At 65.6% G+C, this 25,596-nt stretch carries 21 protein-coding genes and 1 tRNA gene; 11 read left to right on the plus strand and 11 right to left on the minus strand.

Translation table 11 applies throughout. The features are described from left to right. Positions 1-80: 80 nt before the first annotated feature. Genes recX through HWW87_RS23985 form a run of 3 tightly spaced genes read right to left on the minus strand, consistent with a single transcriptional unit; the run spans position 81 to position 2,208 of the window. The gene (gene recX / locus HWW87_RS23975; protein ID WP_175822420.1) at positions 81-950 is read right to left on the minus strand and encodes a recombination regulator RecX; all 870 of its coding nucleotides are present in this window, start codon (positions 948-950) and stop codon (positions 81-83) included. After that, the gene (recA, locus tag HWW87_RS23980) at positions 950-2,020 is read right to left on the minus strand and encodes a recombinase RecA (RefSeq protein ID WP_175822421.1); all 1,071 of its coding nucleotides are present in this window, start codon (positions 2,018-2,020) and stop codon (positions 950-952) included. The genes recX and recA overlap by 1 nt, the downstream gene beginning before the upstream one ends. 32 nt (positions 2,021-2,052) lie before the next feature. After that, a complete protein-coding gene (locus HWW87_RS23985; protein WP_174389798.1) occupies positions 2,053-2,208 on the minus strand; it encodes a hypothetical protein in 156 nt (51 codons plus the stop codon). On the opposite strand from HWW87_RS23985, the gene HWW87_RS23990 reads away from it, so the two are divergent. The 6 genes from HWW87_RS23990 (at position 2,207) to HWW87_RS24015 (ending at position 8,510) form a co-directional block, all read left to right on the plus strand. Then, positions 2,207-2,935, plus strand: coding sequence for a response regulator transcription factor (locus HWW87_RS23990; protein WP_175822422.1), 729 nt, complete (start codon positions 2,207-2,209; stop codon positions 2,933-2,935). The genes HWW87_RS23985 and HWW87_RS23990 overlap by 2 nt on opposite strands. Before the next feature lie 17 nt (positions 2,936-2,952). Then, complete coding sequence (locus HWW87_RS23995) at positions 2,953-4,500, plus strand: sensor histidine kinase (RefSeq protein ID WP_175822423.1); 1,548 nt, start codon at positions 2,953-2,955, stop codon at positions 4,498-4,500. Positions 4,501-4,726: 226 nt separating this feature from the next. Beyond that, on the plus strand, positions 4,727-6,385 hold the full coding sequence (locus HWW87_RS24000; RefSeq protein ID WP_175822424.1) for an MFS transporter: 1,659 nt from the start codon (positions 4,727-4,729) through the stop codon (positions 6,383-6,385). Between the two features lie 159 nt (positions 6,386-6,544). Beyond that, a tRNA-Met gene (locus HWW87_RS24005) sits at positions 6,545-6,621 on the plus strand. Between the two features lie 219 nt (positions 6,622-6,840). Next, positions 6,841-8,007 (plus strand): XRE family transcriptional regulator, encoded by a 1,167-nt coding sequence (locus HWW87_RS24010; RefSeq protein ID WP_175822425.1) that lies wholly within the window; start codon positions 6,841-6,843, stop codon positions 8,005-8,007. Between the two features lie 2 nt (positions 8,008-8,009). Next, entirely contained in the window at positions 8,010-8,510 is a 501-nt protein-coding gene (locus tag HWW87_RS24015) for a DUF4411 family protein (RefSeq protein WP_175822426.1), read from the plus strand. Between the two features lie 416 nt (positions 8,511-8,926). Here HWW87_RS24015 and HWW87_RS24020 read toward each other — a convergent pair whose 3' ends face one another. From HWW87_RS24020 to HWW87_RS24030, 3 genes are all read right to left on the minus strand, one after another. Then, positions 8,927-12,331, minus strand: coding sequence for an ATP-binding protein (locus HWW87_RS24020; protein ID WP_175822427.1), 3,405 nt, complete (start codon positions 12,329-12,331; stop codon positions 8,927-8,929). Between the two features lie 393 nt (positions 12,332-12,724). Beyond that, entirely contained in the window at positions 12,725-13,699 is a 975-nt protein-coding gene (locus tag HWW87_RS24025) for a LysR family transcriptional regulator (protein WP_175822428.1), read from the minus strand. Between the two features lie 175 nt (positions 13,700-13,874). After that, positions 13,875-14,849: a GlxA family transcriptional regulator gene (locus HWW87_RS24030; RefSeq protein WP_175822429.1), complete on the minus strand. Its 975-nt coding sequence runs from the start codon at positions 14,847-14,849 to the stop codon at positions 13,875-13,877. 117 nt (positions 14,850-14,966) lie between these two features. On the opposite strand from HWW87_RS24030, the gene HWW87_RS24035 reads away from it, so the two are divergent. Both HWW87_RS24035 and HWW87_RS24040 read left to right on the plus strand, forming a co-directional pair. Next, a complete protein-coding gene (locus HWW87_RS24035) occupies positions 14,967-15,650 on the plus strand; it encodes a DJ-1/PfpI family protein (RefSeq protein ID WP_175822430.1) in 684 nt (227 codons plus the stop codon). 59 nt (positions 15,651-15,709) lie between these two features. Next, positions 15,710-16,021 carry a cupin domain-containing protein gene (locus HWW87_RS24040; RefSeq protein ID WP_175822431.1) on the plus strand — a complete coding sequence of 104 codons (312 nt, stop codon included), beginning with the start codon at positions 15,710-15,712 and terminating at the stop codon, positions 16,019-16,021. A 58-nt stretch (positions 16,022-16,079) separates the two neighbouring features. Here HWW87_RS24040 and HWW87_RS24045 read toward each other — a convergent pair whose 3' ends face one another. From HWW87_RS24045 to HWW87_RS24060, 4 genes are all read right to left on the minus strand, one after another. After that, entirely contained in the window at positions 16,080-16,364 is a 285-nt protein-coding gene (locus HWW87_RS24045) for a PAAR domain-containing protein (protein WP_174389790.1), read from the minus strand. Positions 16,365-16,488: 124 nt separating this feature from the next. Continuing rightward, a complete protein-coding gene (locus HWW87_RS24050) occupies positions 16,489-17,691 on the minus strand; it encodes a porin (RefSeq protein WP_175822432.1) in 1,203 nt (400 codons plus the stop codon). Positions 17,692-17,783: 92 nt separating this feature from the next. Then, a complete protein-coding gene (locus tag HWW87_RS37005; protein ID WP_208449965.1) occupies positions 17,784-18,128 on the minus strand; it encodes a hypothetical protein in 345 nt (114 codons plus the stop codon). A 39-nt stretch (positions 18,129-18,167) separates the two neighbouring features. After that, complete coding sequence (locus HWW87_RS24060; protein ID WP_175822434.1) at positions 18,168-19,484, minus strand: MFS transporter; 1,317 nt, start codon at positions 19,482-19,484, stop codon at positions 18,168-18,170. Between the two features lie 209 nt (positions 19,485-19,693). Between HWW87_RS24060 and HWW87_RS24065 the strand changes: the two genes are divergently transcribed. From HWW87_RS24065 to HWW87_RS24075, 3 genes are all read left to right on the plus strand, one after another. Next, entirely contained in the window at positions 19,694-20,611 is a 918-nt protein-coding gene (locus HWW87_RS24065) for a LysR substrate-binding domain-containing protein (RefSeq protein ID WP_175822435.1), read from the plus strand. A gap of 284 nt (positions 20,612-20,895) precedes the next feature. Continuing rightward, positions 20,896-21,783, plus strand: coding sequence for a LysR family transcriptional regulator (locus tag HWW87_RS24070; protein WP_175822436.1), 888 nt, complete (start codon positions 20,896-20,898; stop codon positions 21,781-21,783). Positions 21,784-22,031: 248 nt separating this feature from the next. Continuing rightward, positions 22,032-25,139, plus strand: coding sequence for a transglycosylase domain-containing protein (locus tag HWW87_RS24075; protein WP_175822437.1), 3,108 nt, complete (start codon positions 22,032-22,034; stop codon positions 25,137-25,139). 39 nt (positions 25,140-25,178) lie between these two features. Here the strand turns inward: HWW87_RS24075 and HWW87_RS24080 are convergent, their stop codons facing one another. Then, positions 25,179-25,526 carry a GFA family protein gene (locus HWW87_RS24080; RefSeq protein ID WP_174433930.1) on the minus strand — a complete coding sequence of 116 codons (348 nt, stop codon included), beginning with the start codon at positions 25,524-25,526 and terminating at the stop codon, positions 25,179-25,181. Positions 25,527-25,596 lie beyond the last annotated feature (70 nt).

Below are 25,596 nucleotides of genomic sequence, written 5' to 3' on the forward strand. Positions count from 1 at the left end.
GCCGCGACGGCGGGTATTCCCGCCTGCCGGAAGCGGTTGCAATGCAGCAAAATCGCGCGCCACGCGCGCGACCAGGCTCGTCAGTCGTCGATCGGGAAATCGTCGCCGACTTTCAGCAACTTCACGATGGTCGCACTCGAGAAGCCGCGCGCGGCAAGGAAGCGCGCCTGCTTCGCGCGCTCCGCGGGCGTTTGCGGCAGTGCACCGAATTTCTTGCGCCAGACGGCCTGCGCGCGCGTCAACTCGGTCTCGCGCAATTGGGCATTCACCTCTTCGACGAGGCTGTCGCCGACCGCATGGCGCTTCAGTTCGCTGACGATGCGCGCGACGCCGACGCGCGATGCGCGACGATGCACGAGGCTCTCGGCGAAGCGCGCGTCGGACAGCCAGCCTTCCTTTTCCAGCGCATCGAGCACCGGTTCGACGGATTCGTCCTCGCCGACGTAGGGTGCGAGCTTGCGCGCGAGCTCCGCGCGGCTGTATTCGCGTCTCGACAGATAGCCGAGCGCGCGCCCCTTCAACGACCGCGGCGGCTTCGACGACTTGCGCTCGGTGGCGCCCGGCTCGTCGCCGGAAGCCGCGCTGGCAGAGCCGCCGGACGCGCGGCGGGCGCGGCGCGGATGCTGGCTGCTGCGGGTATAGACATCTTCCCTGACCGGCGCGGCGGCGTCGGCTGCGCGCTCGCCCGGGAAGCGGACACCGGACACGCGACGGCGGGAGCGATCGTGTGCGTCGAACGACTCATCGTCGTCGAACGGATCGTCCGGTGCGGCAATCTCAAACGAAACGAGGGCATCGTCGGATGCCCTCGTCGCGGCGCGGTTCGCGGCGTTGCCGCCTGCGTCCCGCCGGCCGGCGCCCGAGGATCCGGCTCGCCGGCCGGAGCGACCCGCCATTTCGGGCGTGTCACGCTCCTCCGGCTCGCCAGCCTGACCTCGGCGCGCAACCATTACTCTTCTTCGTCCAACGCCTCGGCTTCGTTGATTACGCCATCGGGCATGCTGACGACACCGAGCGATTCGCGGATGCGGTTCTCGATCTCGCGTGCGATTTCCGGATTCTCGCGCAGGAATTCACGCGCATTGTCCTTGCCCTGGCCGATCTTCTCGCCGTTGTAGCTGTACCAGGCGCCCGCCTTGTCGACGATCTTCGCCTGCACGCCGAGATCGATGATCTCGCCCTGACGCGAAATGCCTTCGCCGTACAGGATGTCGAAGATCGCTTCGCGGAACGGCGGCGATACCTTGTTCTTGACGACCTTCACGCGGGTTTCGTTGCCGATCACCTCGTCGTTCTTCTTGATCGAGCCGATCCGGCGGATGTCGAGACGCACCGACGAATAGAACTTCAGTGCGTTGCCGCCCGTCGTGGTTTCCGGATTGCCGAACATCACGCCGATCTTCATCCGGATCTGGTTGATGAAGATCACGAGGCAGTTCGTACGCTTGATCGTGCCGGTCAGCTTGCGCAGCGCCTGCGACATCAGGCGAGCCTGCAGACCCGGCAGCGAATCGCCCATCTCGCCTTCGATTTCGGCCTTCGGCACGAGCGCCGCGACCGAGTCGATGACGATCATGTCGATCGAGCCCGAGCGCACCAGCGCATCGGTGATTTCCAGCGCCTGCTCGCCGGTGTCCGGCTGCGAGATCAGCAGTTCCGGCACGTTCACGCCGAGCTTCGATGCGTACTGGACGTCGAGCGCGTGCTCGGCGTCGATGAAGGCTGCTGTGCCGCCGATCTTCTGCAGTTCAGCGATGACCTGCAGCGTGAGCGTGGTTTTACCGGACGATTCCGGACCGTAGATCTCGACCACCCGGCCGCGCGGCAAGCCGCCGACGCCCAGCGCGATGTCGAGACCCAGCGACCCCGTGGAGACGACCTGGATATTCTCGGCCGCCTCGCCGTCGCCCATGCGCATGATCGACCCTTTGCCGAACTGCTTCTCGATCTGTGCGAGCGCGGCCGCCAGCGCCTTGCTCTTCTCGGCGGTCATCCCGGAGCCCTTCTTGCTATCTTCCATGAATCGTCCTTTGCTATGATGAGCAGCGTCTGTTAGAGGCGCGCCCGCTTCAAGCGCTGCCCACGAATGCAGACACTGTATAAAAAAACAGTGTTTTGTGCAAGCCCGCAATGCAGAGCGTTGTACACAAATAACTTCGGAGACAGCCGCACCGGCGCGAACGCCCTGCCGGCATCGGTCAGCAACATGCGAATTCTCATCGCCGAAGACGACAGCATACTCGCGGACGGCCTCACCCGGTCACTCCGCCAATCGGGCTATGCCGTCGATCACGTGAAGAGCGGCGTCGACGCCGACACCGCGCTGTCGATGCAGACTTTCGACCTGCTGATCCTCGATCTCGGGCTGCCGAAAATGTCCGGGCTCGACGTGCTCAAGCGCCTGCGCGCGCGCAATTCCAATCTCCCCGTGCTGATCCTGACCGCCGCCGACAGCGTCGACGAACGCGTGAAGGGGCTCGACCTCGGCGCCGACGACTACATGGCCAAGCCGTTCGCGCTCAACGAGCTCGAGGCGCGCGTGCGCGCGCTGACCCGGCGCGGCGCCGGCGGCGGCCCGACCGTCGTGCGCCACGGCTCGCTCGCGTTCGACCAGGTCGGCCGCATCGCATATGCGAACGATCACGTGCTCGATCTCTCCGCGCGCGAGCTCGGCCTGCTCGAGGTGCTGCTGCAGCGGATCGGCCGGCTCGTGTCGAAGGAACAGCTCGTCGATCACCTGTGCGAATGGGGCGAGGAAGTCAGCAACAACGCGATCGAAGTCTACGTGCACCGGCTGCGCAAGAAGATCGAACCGAGCGGCGTGCGGATCTCGACCGTGCGCGGCCTCGGCTATTGCCTCGAGAAGGTCGCGCCCGCGACGCCGGCCGACATGGCGGCGCCTCAGCCCGCGGCGGCCGGCACGCCGCTGCGCTGACGCCGGGCGGCGCCGCGATGGCCACGCCGGCCCATTCCCGCCACCCGACCGGCGCGCCGTCGTCGGCTGCCGACGAGGCGCGCGACGCGCGCTACGAGAACCCGTTCGCGCCGCCCGACGAAACCGAATCGCCCGAAACGCCGCGCCCGCGCTCGCTGTTCGGCGAAATCCTCGACTGGATGCTCGCGCCGCTGCTGCTGCTGTGGCCGATGAGCATCGCCGTCACCTATCTCGTCGCGAAGACGATCGCGAACAGCCCGTTCGACCGCGCGCTCGAGACCAATGCATACGTGCTCGCACGGCAGATCCATCCGGTCAACGGCGTCGCCGAGCTGACGCTGCCGGAGCAAACGCGCGACTTCCTGCGCGCGGACAACATCGACAGTGTCTACTTCCAGGTGCTCGGCACGCGCGGCGAGCTGGTCGCGGGCGAGGCCGACATGCCGCTGCCGCGCGACGAGGACCGCCCGCCGCCGGGCGTCGTCGTGTTCCGCGACGACCTGCTGCGCGGCAACGACGTGCGCGTCGCGTATACGACCGTCGCGCTGCCGCAGGCGAGCGGCGCGCAGCCCGTGCTCGTGCAGGTCGGCGAGACGCTCGACAAGCGCAACGCGCTCGCGAACGACATCATCAAGGGCGTGATCCTGCCGCAATTCGTGATCCTGCCGCTCGCGATCCTGCTCGTCTGGTTCGGGCTGTCGCGCGGGCTCGCGCCGCTCAACGCACTGCAGGCGCACATTCGCGCGCGGCGGCCCGACGACCTGTCGCCCGTCGAGGCGCAACGCGCGCCGCCCGAGATCGAACCGCTCGTCACGTCGTTCAACGACCTGCTCGCGCGGCTCGAACAGAACATGGCGCTGCAGAAACGCTTCATCGCCGACGCCGCGCACCAGATGAAGACGCCGCTCGCGGGCCTGCGCACGCAGGCCGAATTCGCGCTGCGCCACCCGGTGCCGCCCGACGTGCAGCGCTCGCTCGAGCAGATCGCGACGAGCTCCGAGCAGGCCGCGCGGCTCGTCACGCAACTGCTTGCGCTCGCGCGCGCCGAGAACCGCGCGAGCGGGCTCACGTTCGAGCCGGTCGAGATCGCCGCGCTCGCGCGGCGCACGGTGCGCGACTGGGTACAGGCCGCGCTCGCGAAACGCATGGACCTCGGGTACGAGGGCCCGGACGACGATGCGCCGCTCAATGTCGACGGCAACCCGGTGATGCTGCGCGAGATGCTCGGCAACCTGGTCGACAACGCGATCCGCTACACGCCCGAAGGCGGCCGCATCACCGTGCGCGTGCAGGCCGAGCCCGCGGCGCGACGCGTGCATCTCGAAGTCGAGGATACGGGCCCCGGCATCCCGGCCGGCGAGCGCGAGCGCGTCGTCGAGCGCTTCTACCGGATCCTCGGCCGCGAAGGCGACGGCAGCGGCCTCGGGCTCGCGATCGTGCGCGAGATCGCCACGCAGCACGGCGGCACGCTGACGCTCGACGATCACGTCTACCAGCACGCGCCGCGCCTCGCCGGTACGCTCGTGCGCATCAGCCTGCCGCTGGCCGACACCGCCCAGGATTAACCCTGACGCGCGCCGCCGCGGCTCGGCGCCAATACGTCGAAACCGGCGATTTACCGGCCGTTCGCGCCACGATCGGCCCGCGAAGCGGCCGATTCGACCCGGGTTAACGCGCAGTCGTTTTGTACGCGCGAGTCAGTGCGCCGTAAGTTTCCGTGCCAATAATCGTCGACAGGCCCGCCCACCCAAGGCGGCCGCATATCTATATCAAGCGACTTGGAGACGATTCATGGCAACGTTAGGCGGGCAAGTTTCGCACTCGCCGATGACGGGCGAAGAGAAGAAGGTGATCTTCGCGTCGTCGCTCGGCACCGTGTTCGAGTGGTACGACTTTTACCTGGCCGGGTCACTCGCGGCCTACATCAGCAAGAGCTTCTTCTCCGGCGTCAATCCGACCGCCGCGTTCATCTTCACGCTGCTCGGCTTCGCGGCCGGCTTCGCGGTGCGGCCGTTCGGCGCGATCGTGTTCGGCCGGCTCGGCGACCTCGTCGGCCGCAAGCACACGTTCCTCGTGACGATCGTGATCATGGGCGTCTCGACCTTCGTGGTCGGCTTCCTGCCCGGCTACGCGTCGATCGGCATCGCCGCCCCCGTGATCTTCATCGCGATGCGACTGTTGCAGGGCCTCGCGCTCGGCGGCGAGTACGGCGGTGCGGCGACCTACGTCGCCGAGCATGCGCCGGCCAACCGGCGCGGCTTCTACACCGCATGGATCCAGACGACGGCCACGCTCGGCCTGTTCCTGTCGCTGCTCGTGATCCTCGGCGTGCGCACGTTCATCGGCGAGGAGGCGTTCGGCAACTGGGGCTGGCGCGTGCCGTTCGTCGCGTCGATCCTGCTGCTCGCGGTGTCGGTGTGGATCCGGCTGCAGCTGAACGAATCGCCGGTGTTCCTGCGCATCAAGGCGGAAGGCAAGACGTCGAAGGCGCCGCTGACCGAAGCGTTCGGCCAGTGGAAGAACCTGAAGATCGTGATCCTCGCGCTCATCGGCCTGACGGCCGGCCAGGCCGTCGTGTGGTACACGGGCCAGTTCTACGCGCTGTTCTTCCTCACGCAGACGCTGAAGGTCGACGGCGCCAGCGCGAACATCCTGATCGCGATCGCGCTCCTGATCGGCACGCCGTTCTTCCTGTTCTTCGGTTCGCTGTCGGACAAGATCGGCCGCAAGCCGATCATCCTCGCGGGCTGCCTGATCGCGGCGCTGACCTACTTCCCGCTGTTCAAGGCGCTCACGCACTACGCGAACCCGCAGCTCGAACTCGCGACGCAGAAGGCGCCGATCACGGTCGTCGCCGATCCGGCCACCTGCTCGTTCCAGTTCAACCCGGTCGGCACGTCGAAGTTCACCAGCTCGTGCGACATCGCGAAGAGCGCGCTCTCGAAGGCCGGCCTGAACTACGAGAACGTCGCGGCGCCGGCCGGTGCGCTGGCCGAAATCAAGGTCGGCGACACGGTGATCCAGACCTACGACGGCAAGGCGGCCGACGCGAAGGCGCAGGGCGCGGCGTTCGACAAGACGCTCGCGTCGACGCTGAAGGGAGCCGGCTACCCGGCGAAGGCTGACCCGGCGCAACTCAACTGGCCGATGACGATCGTCATCCTGACGATCCTCGTGATCTACGTGACGATGGTCTACGGCCCGATCGCCGCGATGCTGGTCGAGATGTTCCCGACGCGGATCCGCTACACGTCGATGTCATTGCCCTATCACATCGGCAACGGCTGGTTCGGCGGCTTCCTGCCGGCAACCGCATTCGCGATCGTCGCGGCGAAGGGCAACATCTATTCGGGGCTCTGGTATCCGATCGTGATCGCGCTGGGTACCTTCGTGATCGGCCTGCTGTTCGTCAAGGAGACGAAGGACTCGGACATCTACGCGCAGGATTGACGCCCGGTCGCAGCGGGCGGAAATCGGTCGGCGGGCGTTGCCGGCGACCGGCACCCGCCCGCAACGCAGGCTGGTGTGAGTCTCACTGGCACCTTTTTTCGGGAGAGATGAAAAAAGGTGTTGACAGCCTGATGGGCAATCTACATAATTCAAGTCTTCGGCGAATTAGCTCAGTCGGTTAGAGCGACGGAATCATAATCCGCAGGTCCGGGGTTCGAATCCCTGATTCGCCACCAAACAAAACAAAGGGTTAGCTTCGGCTAACCCTTTGTCGTTTCTGCTCCCTGTCAACCAGTTGCTCTGGCTGCCTGGGTGCAGATCATCTAGTTCACACTACGTCTCAACCCTATCGGGTATGATTCGCTGAACTCAGAGGCTCATATGCCGCCGGCGTCACGCGCTGACGCGCTCGCCGAAACAAAAACTAGAACCAGTCCACGCGACGAGTACGAATCATGGCCGAGGCGCACATCAATCCTGCGATACTGACTTGGGCTCTTCGGCGCTCTGGTATCGACGCGCCCGCTTTGGCCAGCAAACTGGGAACAGCGGAAGCTCGCGTTTCGTCTTGGGAAACAGGCGAGCGCAAACCAACGTTTCGGCAAGCTCGGCGTATCGCCGAAATCACCCATATTCCGTTCGGATACCTATACCTACCCCGGCCGCCTGACGAACCGCTGCCTATCGCGGACTTCCGGACAGTTGGCGACGACCCATTGCGCCCCTTAAGCATCGACTTCCGTGACGTGCTCAGCGATGTACTAAGGAAGCAAGCGTGGTTCCAGGAGTATCGAAGACTGCAAGGTGACGAACCCCTTCCCTTTATTGGTCGGTACGGAACCGGTAATTCCGCTGCTGAAATCGCAGCCGATATCAGGCGCACCCTATCGATTACGGAGCAGCAACGTGCTGATAGCGGAAACTGGGAAGACTACCTGCGGCTGCTGATGACAAAGATCGAGGACATCGGAGTCCTCGTTATGCGCTCCGGCATTGTGGGCACCAATACACATCGCCCTCTTTCGGTCGATGAGTTTCGCGGGTTTGCAGTCGCAGACTCTTACGCTCCCGTCATCTTCATCAACGGAAAGGACGCGAAGGCAGCCCAGATCTTCACACTCATCCATGAACTGGCCCATCTGTGGTTGGGAGCAAGCGGCGTTTCCAATGAGAAAATTGGCGCGATTGGGCGCCAAAGCGGAGACGTTGAAAAACTCTGTAACGCTGCAGCTGCGGAGTTCCTGGTGCCGGCCGACGTGTTCCTCACTGCGTGGAACGCTAACGCCGACCTCGCAACCCAAGCACGGGAGCTAGCTCGCCAGTTCAAAGTTAGTGGAGTGGTTATTGGTCGACGTGCGGTCGAACTCCGCCTGGCAAGGTGGGACGACTTTTTCGCCTTTTACCAAGGCGAACGTGATGCGTGGGCAGCAGCCGCAGCTCGACAAGCCAGCGGTGGAGACCCTTACAAAACCTCGGCGGTAAGAAACAGCAAGACCCTCACAAAAGCGGTACTGGGAATGGCCTTCGAAGGGCGAATGCTATTGCGGGATGCCAGCAGCTTGCTTGGTGTTGCGCCTGCAAACCTGAGAAAGCTTGCAAGTACTGTGTACGGGGAAAAATAAAAATGTACCTGCTGGATACCAATATCTTTATCGAAGCCCAGAACCGCTACTACGCGAACGATATTTGTCCCGGCTTTTGGGCCTGGCTAGATGATGCAAACGCGCGCGGACTAGTTGCAAGTATCGGTGAAGTCTATGAGGAGTTAGCAGGTCGTGGGGATCCGCTTGCCCAATGGATCGAAGAGCGCCGTAACACCGGCTGGTTTTTTGACGTTTCCGATGACGCAACACAAACGGCATTCGCGGAAATTGTCCAGCACGTTGAATCTGTCGATCGATATACGCGGCCGAACAAAGACCAATTTCTCGGCGGCGCAGATCCTTGGCTCATCGCAAAAGCGCGAACGATTGGCTGGAGCGTCGCTACACACGAGCAATTTAACGAACACACGACCAAAGTGAAGATCCCAAACGTGTGTCGTAATTTCGGTGTGGCAAGTCGAGACACCTTCGATGTGTTACGTCAGCTTGAGGCGTCCTTTGGATGGGCCCGCGCGAACTGACAGACACTGCATTAATTAGTTCACGCCCCCCCCAAGTAGCAGTTCGAAAGGCAACCGCCTCCGTCGTGCCTCGGTCTAGTCGACTCAGGTTGCTCGATACCGAGCAACCTGACCTGGCCCGCACGCGGGCCACCCTCACGGGCGACAAGACCCGGATAAATCGCGTCTACCCCGTCCTACGGACGAGGTATCCGCTCAATCGGGCGCGCGTGTGCGCCGCGGCAATCACACTCGTCTACCCAACGCACGCCACGCGCCCTTGAATTCGTCGATCCGGGCAATCAGGCCCAAGACTTCCGGTGCGATCTGAAGGGTATCGATTCGAAACATAAACCAATACCACACCCATTTACGCCCATTTCTCCGCCCCCCCCCAAATGGGTGTAAATGGGCGTCACAATGGTTACGGTCCTCCGTCAAGCCGGATGGCCGTGCGGCATCTCGTCCGTTCTCGCCAGCCACTCCTCTGCCGAAATCGCGTCCCCAAGGCGGAATCGGGCTTCGCTGAAGTACTTCAGGCCACCCCAGAGCGATGCATCGCCGACAACAAACAAACGATGCTTGGCACGGGTCACCGCCACGTTCAAGAGATTCGGCTTGGATGCCGCCCAGTTCGCGGACGCACCGCTTTCATGGTCCGCCCCGAGCACGAACACGACGACACTTTCCTCCTTCCCCTGAAACGTATGTACGGTGCCGATACGTTGCGAACACCATCGTTTCCAGACCTTGCTCGCCGGCCCTCGTCGGCCGGTGTCGGCCAGCCAGTCGATTTTCCGCAAGCGATCCAGCAACGCTTTTCTGATCGCCTTGAAAGGGGAGATCACATACAACGGCGGCAAAACGCCGGAATCCGCATACAGCCGCGCCACCAGCGCAACGACTGCCTCGATCTGCGACGGTACGATCTGCCGTTCCGACGTGCGGCCTCGCACATCGATCCACGCGCTCTTCCCCAGTCGTTCAAGCGGATCTCCGGCAGAGTCGCGAGAATCCAGCCCATAGACCATCTTGTCGTGATACGCGATCCGATTCGAAATCGTGAACATCGGGTCGAAGCAGCGCCGGTGCACCCGAAGCGGGCTCCCGATCCACAACGGTTCTTCCCCGTCCACCGGCACGTACGTACCAAAAGGATTCGCATCGTCGGCAAGCCTCTGCACCGATACCCTGGCGGGCGAGCACCGCCCATCGGACGTGTATGGCGACAGGTCGGCCAATGCATTGATCAATCGAGTCGGCACCGTGAATACCGGTTCAATCTGCAGCGGATCTCCCACCACCACGGCGCGCCGAGCCCGCCACAACGCGCCAACCGCCGCTTGCGGCACGGCCTGCCCGGCCTCGTCAATAAACAGCCAACCGATGGACCGCGGCCCCATCCCGCGAAACTGGCGAGCAAACGATGCGAAGGTCGACGACACAACCGGTACCACCATGAACAGGCTTTGCCATATCCATTCCGCGGCGGCCGGATTCTCCAGCCTCATACCGCCAAGCAGTTTTCGTATCGCAACCAGATTGCCGCCGAAGCCGCCTCCTTTTCTCGAAACCTCCGCGAGCCAGGCCTCGTGCAGCGTCAGTGCCGCGACGAAGAGCCCCGATCGCAGACGTGCGAACTCGTCGTCGTGCCCAAAGCCGTCACGCTGCACCTTGTCCGATTCGATCTGGTCGCAGCGGACCGGCAAGCTCGCCTCTCCGAACCGCAGGCGCCATTCGGCAAGCAACGCGTGCTGTTGCGCCCACATGCCGCGGGCCTTGACCAGTTCGGCTTCCGCCTGTTTCGCGTGCGATCGCGCATCGTCCGACGACCGGCGCGCCGACTCCGCATCCGTCCGACATTGCACAATGGCCCGGCGAACGTCGATTTGCTCGCGTGCATTCCTCGTCACCTGCTCCATGTGCCGCCGGGCACCGTCCGCCTGGAACAACCGGGAAAAGAAACCCGGACGGGCGCGATCGAGCAAACGCTCCTCTTCCTGCAACTCCGCGAGCGCCGCGCCAACCGCTTCCGACCGAGCGTCGCATGCGACGAGTTCGGCGTCCGTCTCGCGAACATGCTTCTTTGCCTGCTCCAACGCTTCCATGGCCGGCTGCGCAAATTGCGCCTCGGTGATCTCGCCCCACTCCGCATGCAACGCCCTGTAGGCCACCCGTTCGGACAGCGCGGCTTGATACGCGGCATTCGCTTCGAGAAAGGTCTCTTTCGCCGACTGGAATGTCGGTCCCGAATAGCCGTCGCGCCATGCCCATATGGCCTGCGGGTCGTCGGGTCCGCCGCGCTCTTCCAGTGGCCGGAAATCGCTAAAGAAGCGCTCCTTGAAGCGCCATCGATTGTCGGCGTTGCCCAACGCGCACGAAACGAGCCCCCAGGGCACATCGTCAGCGTCGAGTTTCGCCATCCTCCGATCGCCTACCTGCGCCGCGATCTTGTGTGCAACCGGCTGCAAGTAGCGCACCCGACGCCACTCGTCTCCCAGTTGCTTGCACTTGGGCAGATCGTTCGAAATATTCTCGACGGCCGCATTGTTCGAGGAGGCCACCACCATCTCAAAACCCGTGAACTCCGCGCGCAACGCGCGAATTCGTGGCGCCTCGCCGTCCACGAAGGGGATTCCCGTGCTCACGTCGGCCAATGCATCTGCCGCGCGCCCCAGCGCCGCCAGCCGATTCGCACGTCGCACGACGTTCTCGCAAATCATGTCCCGAAGCAGCGTCGTTTTCCCCGTTCCGGGGGGGCCATTGACAGAAAACAATCCTTCTTCCCGCAAATGGTCGAAAGCCGCGTTGATCGCAAACTGCTGCATCAGGCTCATTTTCTGCGGCGCATCCGCGGGCCAGCGCCCAGCATTCGTTCTTGACGGATGCAACATATCGACGATCGCTGCGCGACCGGCATCGGTATACAGGTCGATTCGCCGCTGCACATCTCCCGGCGTCAGATAGGCCCGGATCGTCGCCGGTTCATCGCCTGCTCCGACAGACGCCATGCAGCGCTCGATATCCTCGATGTAGAAACTGTTCAGGATGTCGACCGTTGGACCGCCGTCGTCGGCATCATCGTCATCTTCGTCGTGTGCCGCCGGCTCTTCCCGATCCGGAGATTCGGCATCGTCCTGTGCGACGCCCACCGCCTCGTTCAACGGTTTGGTGCGCGGCTTTTTCTCGCGCGTCACGATTTCCAGAAGCGCGACAGTGGAGTCCGCGTTCGATTCCCAGCCGCTCCAATCCGCCAGGAGATCGCGTAGCAGCAGGATTTCATCTCCTCCCAACGGAATAGACGACTCGGCCCGTTTCGTACCGGATCGTCGCCTACGTCGCTCGGCCTCGAAATTGACCAGTTGCTCGGACAAACGCCTTCTTGCCACGTCGAACGCGGCCGAACCGAGCATCTCGAGTCCGTCGCGCCGGGCCGTGCCGATCGCCCACGGCACAGTCGAGACGGACAACGGGTCGAACGCGGGTTCGCCAAAAGCGTTCAACGTTATCCGAGCCATGCATGATCGACCATCGAGCGCCGTCCGCTCTTCCTCCTCCGGGGAAATCCCCGCACCTTCCGGTGCAAGCTCATTGGCAAACTCGACAATGGCTTGCATGTCGAATACGCCGAGATAGAGCCGGAACCCCGTCAGCTCGCGCTCTTCGGGGATCTCGCCGACCTGCCACAGCGGCACTGCACCCCGCGCGAGATCGCTCGGCGCGACCCATCTAACCGCGTCGTCTTCGGCATGCTCGAATACCTGCTTCAAATCGAAAGGAATAAAGAATTCGATCTTGTGCCAATAGTCGAGAATATGATGAATCCTTTCCGCGTCGGCCATGCTTTTTCACGCCCCTCGTTTCGTCTGATTTTGTCTAATCATATAATCATAGTCCCGATCCCGACGTTGTATCCCGTTGATTGAAAACCAGATACCTGTCGCGGCAGCGCGCTCGACTCGTCATCAGAAGGGACGGGCCGGCACAAGCCCGGACATTCGAGAGACGGAAAATGGACGAAACATCCCCGACAGGAGATTGACAGCCGAATACTCACGCGTTTTCGAATACGAAAGTATCGTCTCGCGTTATCAAGCGAACCGCGCGGCGGCGCCGGAAACCGACGGGGCGATTGCGACGGACCGCCCGCATGAAACGCAGCGCTACGACGCCGCGCAACCCACTCCGTAGCTGAGGCTTAAACGGCCGGACGCCACGGCCGCCCCCCCAGCGCGCTACGCCGCCACCGAACTGCGCGGCCCCCGCTCCGTCTGCGCCCCCACCTTTCCCCGCCAATTCTCCCCACCCTCCAGCGCCGGCGTCGACTCGAACACCTCCGCGATCCAGTCGGCGAACACGCGCACCTTCTGCGACAGATGCCGGTTGTGCGGATAGACGATCGAGATCGGTTTCGGCTTCGGATTGCAGTCCGGCAGCACTTCGACCAGCGAGCCGTCGAGCAGGTTCGGCAGCACCATGAACAGCGTCGGCTGGATCATCCCGAAGCCTTCGAGCCCGCACGTCACGTAGGCATCCGAATCGTTGACCGTGACGCTGGCGTTCATCCGCACCTCGAACGGCTTGCCGTCGATCATGAACACCCACGGAATCGCCCGCGCGCCGTGGCTCGAACGAAAATTCACCGCATGATGGTCGACGAGATCGGCAATCTCGTTCGGCTCGCCGTGACGGGCGAGGTAATCGGGCGACGCGCACGTCACGCGCTTCAGCATCCCGATGCGCCGCGCGACCATCGACGAATCCTCAAGCGGCCCGACCCGGATCATGCAGTCGATGCCCTCCTCGACCGGATCGACGTAGCGGTCGGACAGCCCCAGTTCGAGCGTGATGTCCGGATAGCGCTGCCGGAAGATCGACAGCGACGGCAGCACGATGCGCCGCCCGAGCGAACTGGGCATGTGGACGCGCAGCATGCCGCTCGGCTTGCGGTTGCCGGCCTGGAAACTCGCGTCGGCCTCGGCGATCTCCGTGATGATCTTCATGCAATGCTCGTAGTACGCGGCGCCCTCCGGCGTCAGCGACAGCCGGCGCGTCGTCCGGTGCATCAGGCGCACGCCGAGCAGCGCCTCGAGATTCTGGATGATGGTCGTCACCGACGCGCGCGGCATCGCGAGCGTGTCGGCCGCCCGCGTGAAGCTGTTCGCGTCGACCACGCGGGTAAAAACTTCCATTGCCTGGATGCGGTCCATGCTGCTTCCCCCTTCGAATCGCCAACGGAACAGAATAGAGCGCGCGGCGGGCGCGGCACAAGCCCCCGCCTATTGTTCTCCGATCCTGAATAGTTTCGACGCTTCGGACTGGAAACCGACCGATTTCCGTTCAGTTCCGGGCGGCGCCGCGCCGGCCCCGCTCATCCGTCGTCCGTTACCGCACGAACCGCTCGCGATATCCCTGCGGCGACACGCCGAGCACGCGCACGAAACTGCGCCGCAGCGTCTCCTCGGAACCGAAGCCGCAACGCCCGGCAATCCGCTTGACGGGCCACGCCGTTTCGCCGAGCAGGCGTTGCGCGGCCTCGACACGGATCTGCTCGACCGCGCGCGCGGGCGTGCGGCCGGTTTCCGCGCGATAGTGGCGCACGAAGCTGCGCTCGCTCATGTTCACGCGCTCGGCCAGCGCGGGCACCGACAGGTCGGCCGTCAAGTGCTCGGCCATCCATGCGTGCAGCTCGCCGAACCGGTCGGCGGTGCGCTGCATCGACAGCATCGTGCTGAACTGCGCCTGTCCGCCCGGGCGCTTCAGGAATACGACGAGTTCGCGCGCGACGTCGAGCGCGGTCGCCCGCCCGAGATCCTCCTCGACCAGCGCGAGCGCGAGATCGATGCCGGCCGTCACGCCGGCCGACGTCCACAGCGCGCCTTCGCGGATGAAGATCGGGTCCGGCTCGACGCGCACGTTCGGGTAGCGCGCCGCGAATTCGTCGCAGCGCGCCCAGTGCGTGACCGCGCGCCGCCCGTCGAGCAAGCCGGCCTCGGCGAGCAGGAACGCGCCGGTGCAGACCGACGCCACGCGCCGCGCCCGCCCGGCCTGCTGCCGCACCCAGCGCACCACCCGCGCATCCTTCGACGCCGCATGTACGCCCTTGCCGCCGGCGACGATCAGCGTATCGGGATGGCGCGCAGCCGCGCGCAGCGACTCGGCCATCACGACGAGGCCCGACGACGTCTCGACGGGCCCGGCCTCGACGGCCACGACGTGCGGCGCATACGGCGCCGGCTGCCCGCGCTCCAGCGCGAGTTCGTTGACGGACGCGAACACCTGCAGCGGCCCCGTCACATCGAGCAATTGCGCACGAGGAAACGCGAGAACCAGGATCGAACGCGGGGCGGCGGCAGGCATGGCGATTGGCTGAAAACGTGGGTGATATGGCAATTTCGCCAAACACTACGCGCCTAGAATCGATCTGTCCATCCCGTGCCGAACGGCGCGCGTTCCCTTCCCTCTCGGAGCCTTCGCATGACCCTGCATATCGGCCTTCTCGTCTTTCCGGGCGTCCAGCAACTCGACCTCACCGGGCCGCACGACGTGCTCGCGTCGCTGCCGGACGCAGCCGTCCATCTGGTGTGGAAGTCGCGCGACGCGATCGCGTCGAGCAGCGGCCTCGCGCTCGCGCCGACCTGCACGTTCGACGACTGCCCGCCGCTCGACGTGATCTGCATCCCGGGCGGGATCGGCATCAACGAATTGCTGCTCGATGCCGAAACGATCGCGTTCGTGCAGCAGCGCGCGGCCACCGCGCGCTACGTGACGTCGGTCTGCACGGGCTCGCTGCTGCTCGGCGTGGCCGGCCTGCTGCGCGGGCGGCGTGCGACGACGCACTGGAGGTTCCACGCGCTGCTCGAACCGCTGGGTGCGATACCGGTGCGCGAGCGCGTCGTGCGCGACGGCAACCTGGTCACGGGCGGCGGCGTGACGGCCGGCATCGACTTCGCGCTGACGATCGCCGCGGAGCTGGTCGGCGACGAAGAAGCGCAGGCGATCCAGCTGCAGCTCGAATATGCGCCCGCACCACCGTTCGACGCCGGCTCGCCCGACACCGCGCCGGCTGCGGTCGTGGAGCGCGTCACCGAACGTACGGCCGCCGGCTTCGCGAAGCGCAAGCAGATCGTCGAGCAGGCGCTGCGCGCAACGTCGCGCTGAGTGCGGATGTCGGAAAAATCACTGGAAAGCGGCGCACACGCGTGCCGGAGAACACATCGATGAACATCATCCGGAGTGCCGCATTCACGGCGGAGCACGCGTGGGGCGCCCTCGACATCGCGAACCTGAACGGCATCACGGTCCGGCTGCACTGGACCGACCAGCCGTATCGCTGGCACGTGAACGACGGTGAGGAGGTGTTCGCAGTGCTCGATGGCCGCGTCGAGATGCGCTACCGCGAAGCAGGCGTCGAGCACGCGACGGTGCTCGAAACGGGCGACGTGTTCCACGCGACGGCCGGCACCGAGCACGTCGCGCATCCGCTCGGCGAAGCACGCATCCTCGTGATCGAGACCGAAGGCAGCGCCTGACGGCAGGCATCGGTGCATCGATGCCGCGCGGACGACGAACGCCTCCGCGCGGCGGCGGTCATCCCGAGATCGTCCCGGTGGCCTGCGATGCGATCAGTTTCGGCAGCGGCGTGCACTGGCACTGACACAGGTCGTGTTCGAGCGCGACGACCTTGCCCATCACGGTCATCGTGCGCTCGCCGCCGTCCGACACGATCACGCCCGGCGACTTGCACGCCGCGCAGAACACGGATGCGCCGAGATACGCGAGTTCGCGCCCGTCGAACGACGAATTGGCGATCCCTTCGAGCACGACGCCGCCGTGATCGGTCGTGTCGCCCTTCAGAATGAATTTGCGGCTCATGATGTCGGTTCTTCCCTCGGAAACGCCGCGCAACGCAGTCGCGCACGGGCATCGTGAAACCGCCCGTCGGTTGCGGGCGTCCCGCGAGCATATCATCGCTCGCCGCGGCCGCAGCCGCGCCCCGTCAGAACTTGTGCCGCATGCCGAGCCGCGCCTCGAACTGGCGATCGTTCGCCGATGCGCCCGGGCCGTTGATCGCGGCGACGGCTGCCCGCCCCGTCGAATCGGCGCCCGACGCGCGCTGATAGACCGCGGTCAGGTACACGTCGGTACGCGTCGACAGGAAGTAGTCGAGCCCGGCCGCGACCTGGTGATACGTCGCGCCGTCACGGCCGTTCACGCCGCCGCCGCGCGTGTAGTCGTACGCGACGCCGCCGAACAGGTAGGGCGCGAACTGATAGCGCACGCTCGCCTCGACGTTGTTGAACACCGCGTTACCGGACACGCCGCCCGGGTTGGGCCCGGACGACAGGTCGCCCAGCCGGCGAAACGACGTGTTCGTATACATCGCGCCGAGCGTCACCGCGCCGAGCGCATAGGTGCCGCCCGCCGCCGCGACCTGCAGCGTGCGCGCCGACGCATAGCCCGAATAGACGGGCGACAGCATGTTGTTGCCGGGCACACCGCCGACGACCGGCGCGGGGCTGCCCGTCGTGCCGAAGAACGACACGTTCGGGTTGCGCGCATTCAGGTAGCCGGCCGCGGCCGCGAGCGGCCCGCGCGTGTACGCCGCCGTCATCGACCACACCTGGTTGCGCGTCGCCGCGCCCGCGATGCCGCCGACGCCGTACATCGCCGCGAAGCGGAACCCGCCGTAGTCGTTGCTCGTGAACTTGATCGCGTGGTTGGTCGAGTTCGCGTTGTTCACGTTGTCGAGGTCGCCGGGGTGCGCAACCATGTAGCCGCCGAACAGCGCAGCCGCTTCGAGCGGCCCGAGCAAGTCGACGTTGGTGTCGTACTGCCGCCCGAGCGTGACGGTGCCGAACGGCCCCGACAGCCCGACGAATGCCTTCTTGCCGAACATCAGCCCGCCCTGCCCGAGCTTGCCGGTACTCGGATCGAAGCCGTTCTCGAGCGTGAAGACCGCCGCGAGCCCGCCGCCGAAATCCTCGACGCCGCGCAGCCCCCAGCGGCTCGCCTGCTGCACGCCGCCGAGCATCCGCCACGCGGGCTTGCCGCTTACGGTGCCGTTGGGGCCCGTCATCGCGAGATTGCTCGTGTAGGTCAGCCCTTCGTCGATGATGCCGTACAGCGTCACGCTGCCCTGTGCATGCGCCGCACCCGCGATCAGCGCGACACCCGCGCCTGCCAACAGCCGTTTTTTCATCGGAAGGTCTCCATTGCGCGGGTCGAATGGCCAAACGCAGGCGTGCGCGTCCCCCGCAGGCGCGCGGCCTGCTCCGGTGGGAACCGGAACGGTCAGGAATGAATCGGGTCGACCAGTCGGCGCATCGCGCCGGCAGCGACAGCGACAGCGACAGCGACAGCGACAGCGACAGCGACAGCGGCAGCGACAGCGGCAGCGGCAGCGGCAGCGGCAGCGGCAGCGGCAGCGGACGGTAACCGGCGGCGGCCGGCCGCGACCTCGTACGCGTGGCCGACCTGCAGCACGCTCCACTGCTCGCGATAGCGGCCGCGGATCTGTATGCCGATCTGCATGCCGGTCGCGCCGATGCCGCGCGGCACCGACAGGAGCGGCGCCTCGGTCGACGGGTGGGCCACGACGCCAGCCGGCGCGGACGAAAACGAAACGGTGGCCGTCATACGGTTCGGCGCGAAGTGGAAAGAACGAAGCGCCCGCCGTCACGCATCGTGGCCGCTGCGATCCGATGCGAATGCGAGCGCGACGAGCGACAGCACGCCGCAGACGATCACGTACCACGCCGGCGCCGCGGGGTTACCGGTCGCGCCGATCATCCACGTGACGATGAACTGCGCGAAGCCGCCGAAGATCGACACACCGCCCGCATACGCGATCGACAGCGCGGTTGCCCGCGTACTCTTCGGGAACAGCTCGGCGAGGATCACGCCGTTCGCGCCCGCGTTGATCGAGTGCAGCGCGGCGAGCAGCATCACGACCGCATACATCGTCGCGATCGACGGCACCGCGCGGATCAGCCAGAAACCCGGCAGGATCAGCACGGTCAGCGCGATGCGCGACCACAGCGCGATGCGCTTGCTGCCGGTGCGGTCCGACAGCCGCCCGCCGAGCGGCGCGGCGACGAACATCACCGCGCCGGACAGGATCCCGCACCACAGCGCGGTATCCATCGGCAGGTGCAGCTCCCTGATCGCATACGTCGACATGTAATACAGCACGATGAAGTGCGCGGCCGTGCCGCCGATCACGAGGCCGAGCGCGATCAGCACCGCACGGCCGTCGCGCCGCAGCACCGTGCCGAGCACCGCGGACGGACGCCGCGCGGCCGCGGCCGGCGCGTGCTGCTCGATCGCATTGAAGCGCGCGCGCAGATAGAGGCCGACCGGCGCAATCAGCACGCCGAGCAGGAACGGCACGCGCCAGCCCCACGATTCGAGCGCCGCCGGTTCGAGGAAATACGACAGCAGGAAGCCGACGAACGAGCCGGCCAGCGCCGCGGCGCCCTGGCTCGCGAACTGCCAGCTCGTGTAGTAGCCGCGCTCGCCGGGCGGCGCGCGCTCGGCGAGCAGCGACGTCGATACGCCGACCTCGCCGCCGGCCGAAAAGCCCTGCAGCAGCCGCGCGACGACCACCAGCACGGGCGCCGCGATGCCGATCTGCGCATAGGTCGGCAGCACGCCGATCATCCCGGTGCCGATCGCCATCGTGACGAGCGTGAGGTTCATCGCCGGCACGCGGCCGAAGCGATCGGCGACGAGCCCGATCACGACGCCGCCGACCGGCCGCGCGATGAAGCCGACACCGAAGGTCGCGACCGACATCAGCAATTGCTGCTGGGCGGACACCGCGGGAAAAAACAGTTTGCCGAGCAGCACCGCGAAAAAGCTGAACACGGTGAGATCGAAAAATTCGAGGCCGTTGCCGATCGTGATTGCGACGATCAGCCGACGATTGGACGGGGATGCGGCAACGTCGCCGACATGCCCGCCGAGCATGCCGTCCGCTCGGGGCGCCTTCATGAAGGTGTGTCTCCGTACTGGTTGTGCGTCTCGTGTGCGCAGCCGGTTCGGCGGCCCGCGCATGCAGTCTAGACATTCAAGACACATCACCCGGAGCGACATTTTTCGATCGTGATAACGCACGGTTATCACGTATTTTCCCCGGCGCCATCGCAGGTAGGATACGAGCGTCGCAACCGCCGCCGCGCCCCGCCACGCCACGCCACGCCGTGAAACACCATCAGCTCCGGGCGCTTACCGCCATCGCCGAACACGGCAGCCTGCGCGCGGCCGCGCGCGCGATCCATCTGTCGCAGCCCGCGCTGACGAAGGCGATCCGCGAACTCGAACTCGATCTCGGCGTGCCGCTCGTCACGCGCAATGCGCGCGGCGCACAGCTCACCCGCTTCGGGCAGGCCGTCTATGCGCGCGCCCGGCTGATCCTCGCGGAAATGCAGCACGCGCGCGACGACGTGATCCAGTTGTCGGGCGGCACGGGAGGCGCGCTCGCCTGCGCGCTGACGCCGCTGATCTCGCTCGGCTTCCTGCCGGCCGCGCTCGACGCGTTCCGCCAGCGGATGCCGGCCATTCGCCTCGACGTGCGCGAAGGGTTTCTCGACACGGCGCTGCCGCGCCTGCGCGACGGCTCGCTCGATTTCGTGATCGCGATCGTCGACGCGGCGCGGCTGTCGCCCGAATTCACGTTCCGGCCGCTGCTCGAATCGGAGCTGATCCTGATGACGCGCGCGAGCAATCCGCTGCGTCATTGCACGTCGCTCGCGCAACTGCAGGCGGCGCAGTGGATCCTCAACACGTCGCCGGAAAGCATCGGCCGGCTGCTGCAGGACGTGTTCGTCGCGCACGGCTATCCGGCGCCGCAGCCGATCGTCGAATGCACGTCGTTCAGCGCGGCGTTTTCGCTGTCGGTGCATACCGACACCGTGTCGTGCGTGCCCCAAAGCTTCATGGCAATCGACTGGATTCGCGAACGGATGGTCGCGATCGACGTGGCGGAAACGATTCCCGCCGTGTCGGTCGGCGTACTCACGCGCCGCGACGCGTTGAACACGGTGGCCTGCGACTACCTGATTCACTGCTTCGCCGAGGCCGTGCGGCGGCACGATCGCGCGAAGCTGCTATGGCGATAGGGACGCGTCTTGTTCGCTTCAAATCGCGTCGATAAAACCGCACGCGTTCACTTAAATATCGACCAATATTTTCGTACAATTACTAAATACAAATTCCGTAAAAAGGATTAAAGGACAAATCAATGGTGCGACGGGCAACATGCGCTTCAAACCCACCATTCTGGGACCTTTCGCACACCAGATAAATATGCGATTCCATAATAATCATTCGCCTAAACGAGTCGTTCAAGTCATCAAATCGATAGATAGAATTCAATTGTTACTTTCTCTTTATCGATAAAAAAATGGACGAACTCCTACCGATGCGGTTATTTGTCAAGGTCGCCGAACTGCACAGTTTTGCGCGCGCGGCCACGGAACTGAACATCTCCAATTCGTCGGCCACCCGGCTCGTCATGGGCATCGAGGACCGGCTCGGCGCACGCCTGCTGAATCGCACGACCCGCAGTTTGTCGCTGACCGACGCGGGCCACCTCTATCTGGCGCAGATCCGTCACGTGATCGAGGAAATCGACCGGGTCGAGGAAACGATCGCATCGATGCACCACGAGCCGATCGGATCGCTGAAAATCGCCGCGCCGGTCATGTTCGGCATGCACGTGCTCGCGCCGGCCATCGACGCGTTCAAGGCACGCCATCCGGCCATCGTGCCGGAAGTCACGATCGTGGACCGTCACGTCGACCTCGTCTCCGAGGGCTTCGACCTCGGGCTGCTGCTGTCCCAGCACATCAGCAACAACACCCTCGTGAAGCGCCCGCTCTCGCGAATCCACCGGATCGTCTGCGCTGCGCCACACTATGTCGAACGACATGGCGCGCCGGCCCATCCGCACGATCTCGCGTCGCATGCGTGTCTCGCGTTCCATGCCGATTTCGCCGGCGAATACCTGTCGTTCGACCACGAACAGACGCGCATTACCGTGCGGCCCAACAAGTCCGCGTCGTCGAACAACATCGGACTGCTGCGCAACTGGACGCTGTCGGGCATGGGCATCGCGGTCCTGCCCGACTTCCTCGTCCAGCCGGATCTCGATACAGGCCGATTGATCGCGCTGCTTCCGGGCTATCTGCTGGAGGAACTCGAGATGAATGTCGCGTACCCGAGCCGGCGGCACTTTCCGCGCAAGGCCCGGCTTTTCGTCGATCACCTGATCGACCATTTCGTCAGTTGAATGAACCGTGGAATCGCGCACCATTTTTTCACGCCGACTCACCGCTGCCCGCTCGACCCTCGCATGGCCGTGGCGGCGCGCCGGCAGGCGCGCCGACGGCCGTTGGCCCGTCGCCCGGCTGGCCTGGGCACGCCTGTTGCGCCGGCGCATCTCGGTAGTCAACCGCTCTTGGCAGCCCGCCGCGGAGGACTACACTAATCCTTAATGGGGTGCGGCCGGATAACCGCGTCCCTCAGGGAGACGCCGCCATGAATCGGCCGCTGAATCGTATCCTGCCGCGCGTGACCGGTGCCGCATCGGTCTGGACGTGGGTCAAGTGGTCTTTGCTCGCCGCACTGCTGATCGCGGTGGCGATCGTCGCGCGGCTCGTGCAGACCGAGATCGAAACGTCCCGGCTGCAGGCGCGCTACCTGTCCGAGCTCACCCGCGACGTCGGCTACACGGTCGAGGCGGGGCCGAGCGATCACATCCGCTTCCCCGCGAACGGCCCGTACGACCAGCGCTTCGGCTACGCGATGATTCCCGCGTTCCAGCAGCGGCTGCTCGCGCGCGGCTTCGTCGTCAGCGAACAGGCGCGCGATTCGCAGCGGATGCTGTCGCTCGGCCAGCGCGGGCTGTTCCTTCCTTACGAAGAGAAAGACCAGACTGGCCTGATGCTGTTCGATTCGACCGGCTCGCCGCTGTTCGCGACCGTGTTCCCGCAGCGCGTCTATGCCGACTTCGACACGGTGCCGCGCGTGATCACCGATTCGCTGCTGTTCATCGAGGATCGCTACCTGCTCGATGCGAACGAGCCGAACCGCAACCCGGCACTCGACTGGGGGCGCTTCGGCCGCGCGCTCGCCGACCAGGCGCTGCACGTCGTCAACCGCCACCAGGCGCGCCCGGGCGGCAGCACGCTCGCGACGCAGATCGAGAAGTTCCGCCATTCGCCCGAGGGCCGCACCGCGACGCCGCCCGAGAAGCTGCGGCAGATCGCCTCCGCGTCGGTGCGCGCCTACCTGAACGGCCCGCAGACGATGCTCGCGCGCCGCACGATCGTGGTGCGCTACCTGAACTCGGTGCCGCTCGCCGCGCGGCCGCACGTGGGCGAAATCACCGGCATCGGCGACGGTCTCGCCGCGTGGTACGGCCGCGACTTCAACGACGTGAACCGCGTGCTGTCCGCGCCGACCACCGGCGACAACGTCGACCAGCAGGGCAAGACGTTCCGCGAGGTGTTGTCGCTGCTGATCGCGCAGCGCGCGCCGTCGTACTTCCTCAATCGCGGCTATCCGGCGCTGCAGAAGCTGACCGACAGCTACCTGCGGCTGCTGTCGAACGGCGGCGTGATCTCGCCCGCGCTGCGCGATGCCGCGCTCGCCGCGCAGATCGAACGCAGCGCGCCGCCGCCGGCCCCGCGCGTGCAGTCGTTCGTGTCGCGCAAGGCCGTCACCTCCGCGCGTGCGTCGCTGCTGTCGGCGCTCGGCATCAGCGACCTGTACCAGCTCGACCAGCTCGACCTCCAGGCCACCAGCACCCTCGACAACGGCGTGCAGCAGGCGGTCGCCGAGCGGCTCGCGCGGGCGTCGACGCGCGACGGCGCGCAGGCCGCCGGCCTGTACGGTTTCGAGATGCTCGCGCCGAAGGACGACCCGTCGCACCTCACGTACAGCTTTACGCTGTACGAGCACCGCAACGGCGCGAACATGCTGCGCGTGCAGACCGACAGCGTGAACCAGCCGTTCGACGTGAATCGCGGCGGCCGCATCAACCTCGGCTCGACCGCGAAGCTGCGCACGCTGATCACGTACCTGCAGATCGTCGCCGACCTGCATGCGCGTTATGCGAACCTGTCGAACGCGGAGCTGGCGCGCGTGAAGCCCGATCCGATCGATGCTCTGTCGCGCTGGGCGCTCGACTACCTGTCGCATACGCGCGACCGCTCGCTGCAGGCGATGCTCGACGCGGCCGTCGAACGCAAGTATTCGGCGAGCCCGGACGTGTTCTACACGGGCGGCGGCGCGCAGGTGTTCTCCAACTTCGAGAAGTCGGACAACGGCCGCATCCTGACGCTGCACGCGGCGTTCGAGCACTCGGTGAACCTCGTGTTCGTGCGGCTGATGCGCGACATCGTCCACTACGAGACGCTGCAGGCGGCCGGCCCGTCGTCGTCGTGGCTCAACGATCCCGCGCAGCGCCAGCATTACCTCCAGCAATTCGTCGACGGCGAAAGCCAGGTCTACGTGAAGCGCTACTACACGCGCTATGCGGGCAAGGCGCCCGACGACGCGCTCGCGCTGATGCTGCGCGACGTACGCAAGTCGCCGCCGAAGATCGCGACGGTGCTGCGCAGCGTCGCGCCGAACGAATCGCTCGCGTGGTTCGATGCGCAGATGCGTGCGCAACTGAAGGGCACGCCGGCCGCGACGCTGTCCGACGACGATCTCGCCGCGCTCTATGCGAAGTACGCGATCGACCGCTTCAACCTCAACGACCGCGGCTATATCGCGAGCGTCCATCCGCTCGCGCTGTGGACGCTCAACTACCTGCGCGCGCACCCGGGCACAGCGCTCGCCGACGTTCAGCGCGACAGCCGCGATGCGCGTTTCTACACGTATTCGTGGCTGTACAAGACCCGCTACCACGCGACGCAGGACCGGCGCATCCGCCGCATGGTCGAGCTGCGCGCGTACGCGGAGATCACGAAGTCGTGGCGCGCGCTCGGCTACCCGTTCGCGGAAGTGACGCCGTCCTATGCGGCCGCGATCGGCGCATCGGGCGACCAGCCCGATGCGCTCGCGAAATTGATCGGCCTGATCGCGGACGGCGGCCAGAAGGCGCCGACCGAGACGATCACGCGGCTCGATTTCGCGAAGGGCACGCCGTACGAAACCCGCTTCGTGCGCGCGGCCGCGCAGCCGCAGCCGATGCTGGCGCCGGAGATCGTCAACGTGACGCACGCGCTGCTGCGCGACGTCGTGCTCCACGGCACCGCGCGCCGCCTCGCGGGCGGGCTCACGCTGCCGGACGGCAAGACGCTCGACGTGTACGGCAAGACGGGGACGGGTGACCAGCGCTTCAACGTCTATGCACGCGGCGCGCGGCTGATCGAGTCGCGCAAGGTCAACCGCAGCGGCACCTTCGTGTTCGTGATCGGCGACCGGTTCTTCGGGGTGCTGACGGCGACCGCGCACGAGCCGTATGCGGCGCGCTACGATTTCACGAGCGCGATGGCGGTGCAATTGCTGAAGTCGATGGCGCCGGCGCTCGCGCCGCTGATCGAACGCCCGGCCGACGCCGGCACGCGCACCGCCGGCCCGGCGCCGCAAGCGGAAACGCCTGCGCCGAACGCGGCGGCCGTGCAACCATCCTGACCTGATCGCGGCGCGCAGGCGCCCGCGCCGGCGCGCCGCTCAGTGCGAGCGGCCGTCGTAGTGCGTGACGGGCAGCGCGTCGAGGTCGACGCCCTCGAGGCAGCGCACGTTGATCGCGGCCATCGCGGTGCCCTTCGGATCGACGCCTTCGCCGAACGCATGAATCCCGCAGCGCTTGCAGAAGCGATGCCGGATCACGTGCTTGTTGAACATGTAGGTCGCCAGATTCTCGTCGGGCGTCAGCAGCTTCATGTGGTCGCGCGGCACGAACCACATCAGCGCACCCTTGCGCTGGCAGATCGAGCAGTTGCACGCCATCACGCCCTGCAGGTCGCCTTCCGCCTCGAACGTCACGTCTCCACAATGACAGCTTCCGCGATAAAGCATGGTCGTCTCCCGGTGCAGCCCGTGCGCATCGCCGGCGCCCGGGCGGGACACCGTTGGCCGGGCCGATCCA

The organism is Burkholderia sp. BCC0419, from assembly GCF_902830285.1.
Lineage (GTDB): Bacteria > Pseudomonadota > Gammaproteobacteria > Burkholderiales > Burkholderiaceae > Burkholderia.

Excerpts from the sequence above, each read along its gene's own strand:
- recX (WP_175822420.1), bottom strand. The coding sequence starts at position 950 with ATGGTTGCGCGCCGAGGTCAGGCTGGCGAGCCGGAGGAGCGTGACACG.
- recA (WP_175822421.1), bottom strand. The coding sequence starts at position 2,020 with ATGGAAGATAGCAAGAAGGGCTCCGGGATGACCGCCGAGAAGAGCAAG.
- HWW87_RS23990 (WP_175822422.1), top strand. The coding sequence starts at position 2,207 with ATGCGAATTCTCATCGCCGAAGACGACAGCATACTCGCGGACGGCCTC.
- HWW87_RS23985 (WP_174389798.1), bottom strand. The coding sequence starts at position 2,208 with ATGTTGCTGACCGATGCCGGCAGGGCGTTCGCGCCGGTGCGGCTGTCT.
- HWW87_RS23995 (WP_175822423.1), top strand. The coding sequence starts at position 2,953 with ATGGCCACGCCGGCCCATTCCCGCCACCCGACCGGCGCGCCGTCGTCG.
- HWW87_RS24000 (WP_175822424.1), top strand. The coding sequence starts at position 4,727 with ATGGCAACGTTAGGCGGGCAAGTTTCGCACTCGCCGATGACGGGCGAA.
- HWW87_RS24010 (WP_175822425.1), top strand. The coding sequence starts at position 6,841 with ATGGCCGAGGCGCACATCAATCCTGCGATACTGACTTGGGCTCTTCGG.
- HWW87_RS24015 (WP_175822426.1), top strand. The coding sequence starts at position 8,010 with ATGTACCTGCTGGATACCAATATCTTTATCGAAGCCCAGAACCGCTAC.
- HWW87_RS24020 (WP_175822427.1), bottom strand. The coding sequence starts at position 12,331 with ATGGCCGACGCGGAAAGGATTCATCATATTCTCGACTATTGGCACAAG.
- HWW87_RS24025 (WP_175822428.1), bottom strand. The coding sequence starts at position 13,699 with ATGGACCGCATCCAGGCAATGGAAGTTTTTACCCGCGTGGTCGACGCG.
- HWW87_RS24030 (WP_175822429.1), bottom strand. The coding sequence starts at position 14,849 with ATGCCTGCCGCCGCCCCGCGTTCGATCCTGGTTCTCGCGTTTCCTCGT.
- HWW87_RS24035 (WP_175822430.1), top strand. The coding sequence starts at position 14,967 with ATGACCCTGCATATCGGCCTTCTCGTCTTTCCGGGCGTCCAGCAACTC.
- HWW87_RS24040 (WP_175822431.1), top strand. The coding sequence starts at position 15,710 with ATGAACATCATCCGGAGTGCCGCATTCACGGCGGAGCACGCGTGGGGC.
- HWW87_RS24045 (WP_174389790.1), bottom strand. The coding sequence starts at position 16,364 with ATGAGCCGCAAATTCATTCTGAAGGGCGACACGACCGATCACGGCGGC.
- HWW87_RS24050 (WP_175822432.1), bottom strand. The coding sequence starts at position 17,691 with ATGAAAAAACGGCTGTTGGCAGGCGCGGGTGTCGCGCTGATCGCGGGT.
- HWW87_RS37005 (WP_208449965.1), bottom strand. The coding sequence starts at position 18,128 with ATGACGGCCACCGTTTCGTTTTCGTCCGCGCCGGCTGGCGTCGTGGCC.
- HWW87_RS24060 (WP_175822434.1), bottom strand. The coding sequence starts at position 19,484 with ATGAAGGCGCCCCGAGCGGACGGCATGCTCGGCGGGCATGTCGGCGAC.
- HWW87_RS24070 (WP_175822436.1), top strand. The coding sequence starts at position 20,896 with ATGGACGAACTCCTACCGATGCGGTTATTTGTCAAGGTCGCCGAACTG.
- HWW87_RS24075 (WP_175822437.1), top strand. The coding sequence starts at position 22,032 with ATGAATCGGCCGCTGAATCGTATCCTGCCGCGCGTGACCGGTGCCGCA.
- HWW87_RS24080 (WP_174433930.1), bottom strand. The coding sequence starts at position 25,526 with ATGCTTTATCGCGGAAGCTGTCATTGTGGAGACGTGACGTTCGAGGCG.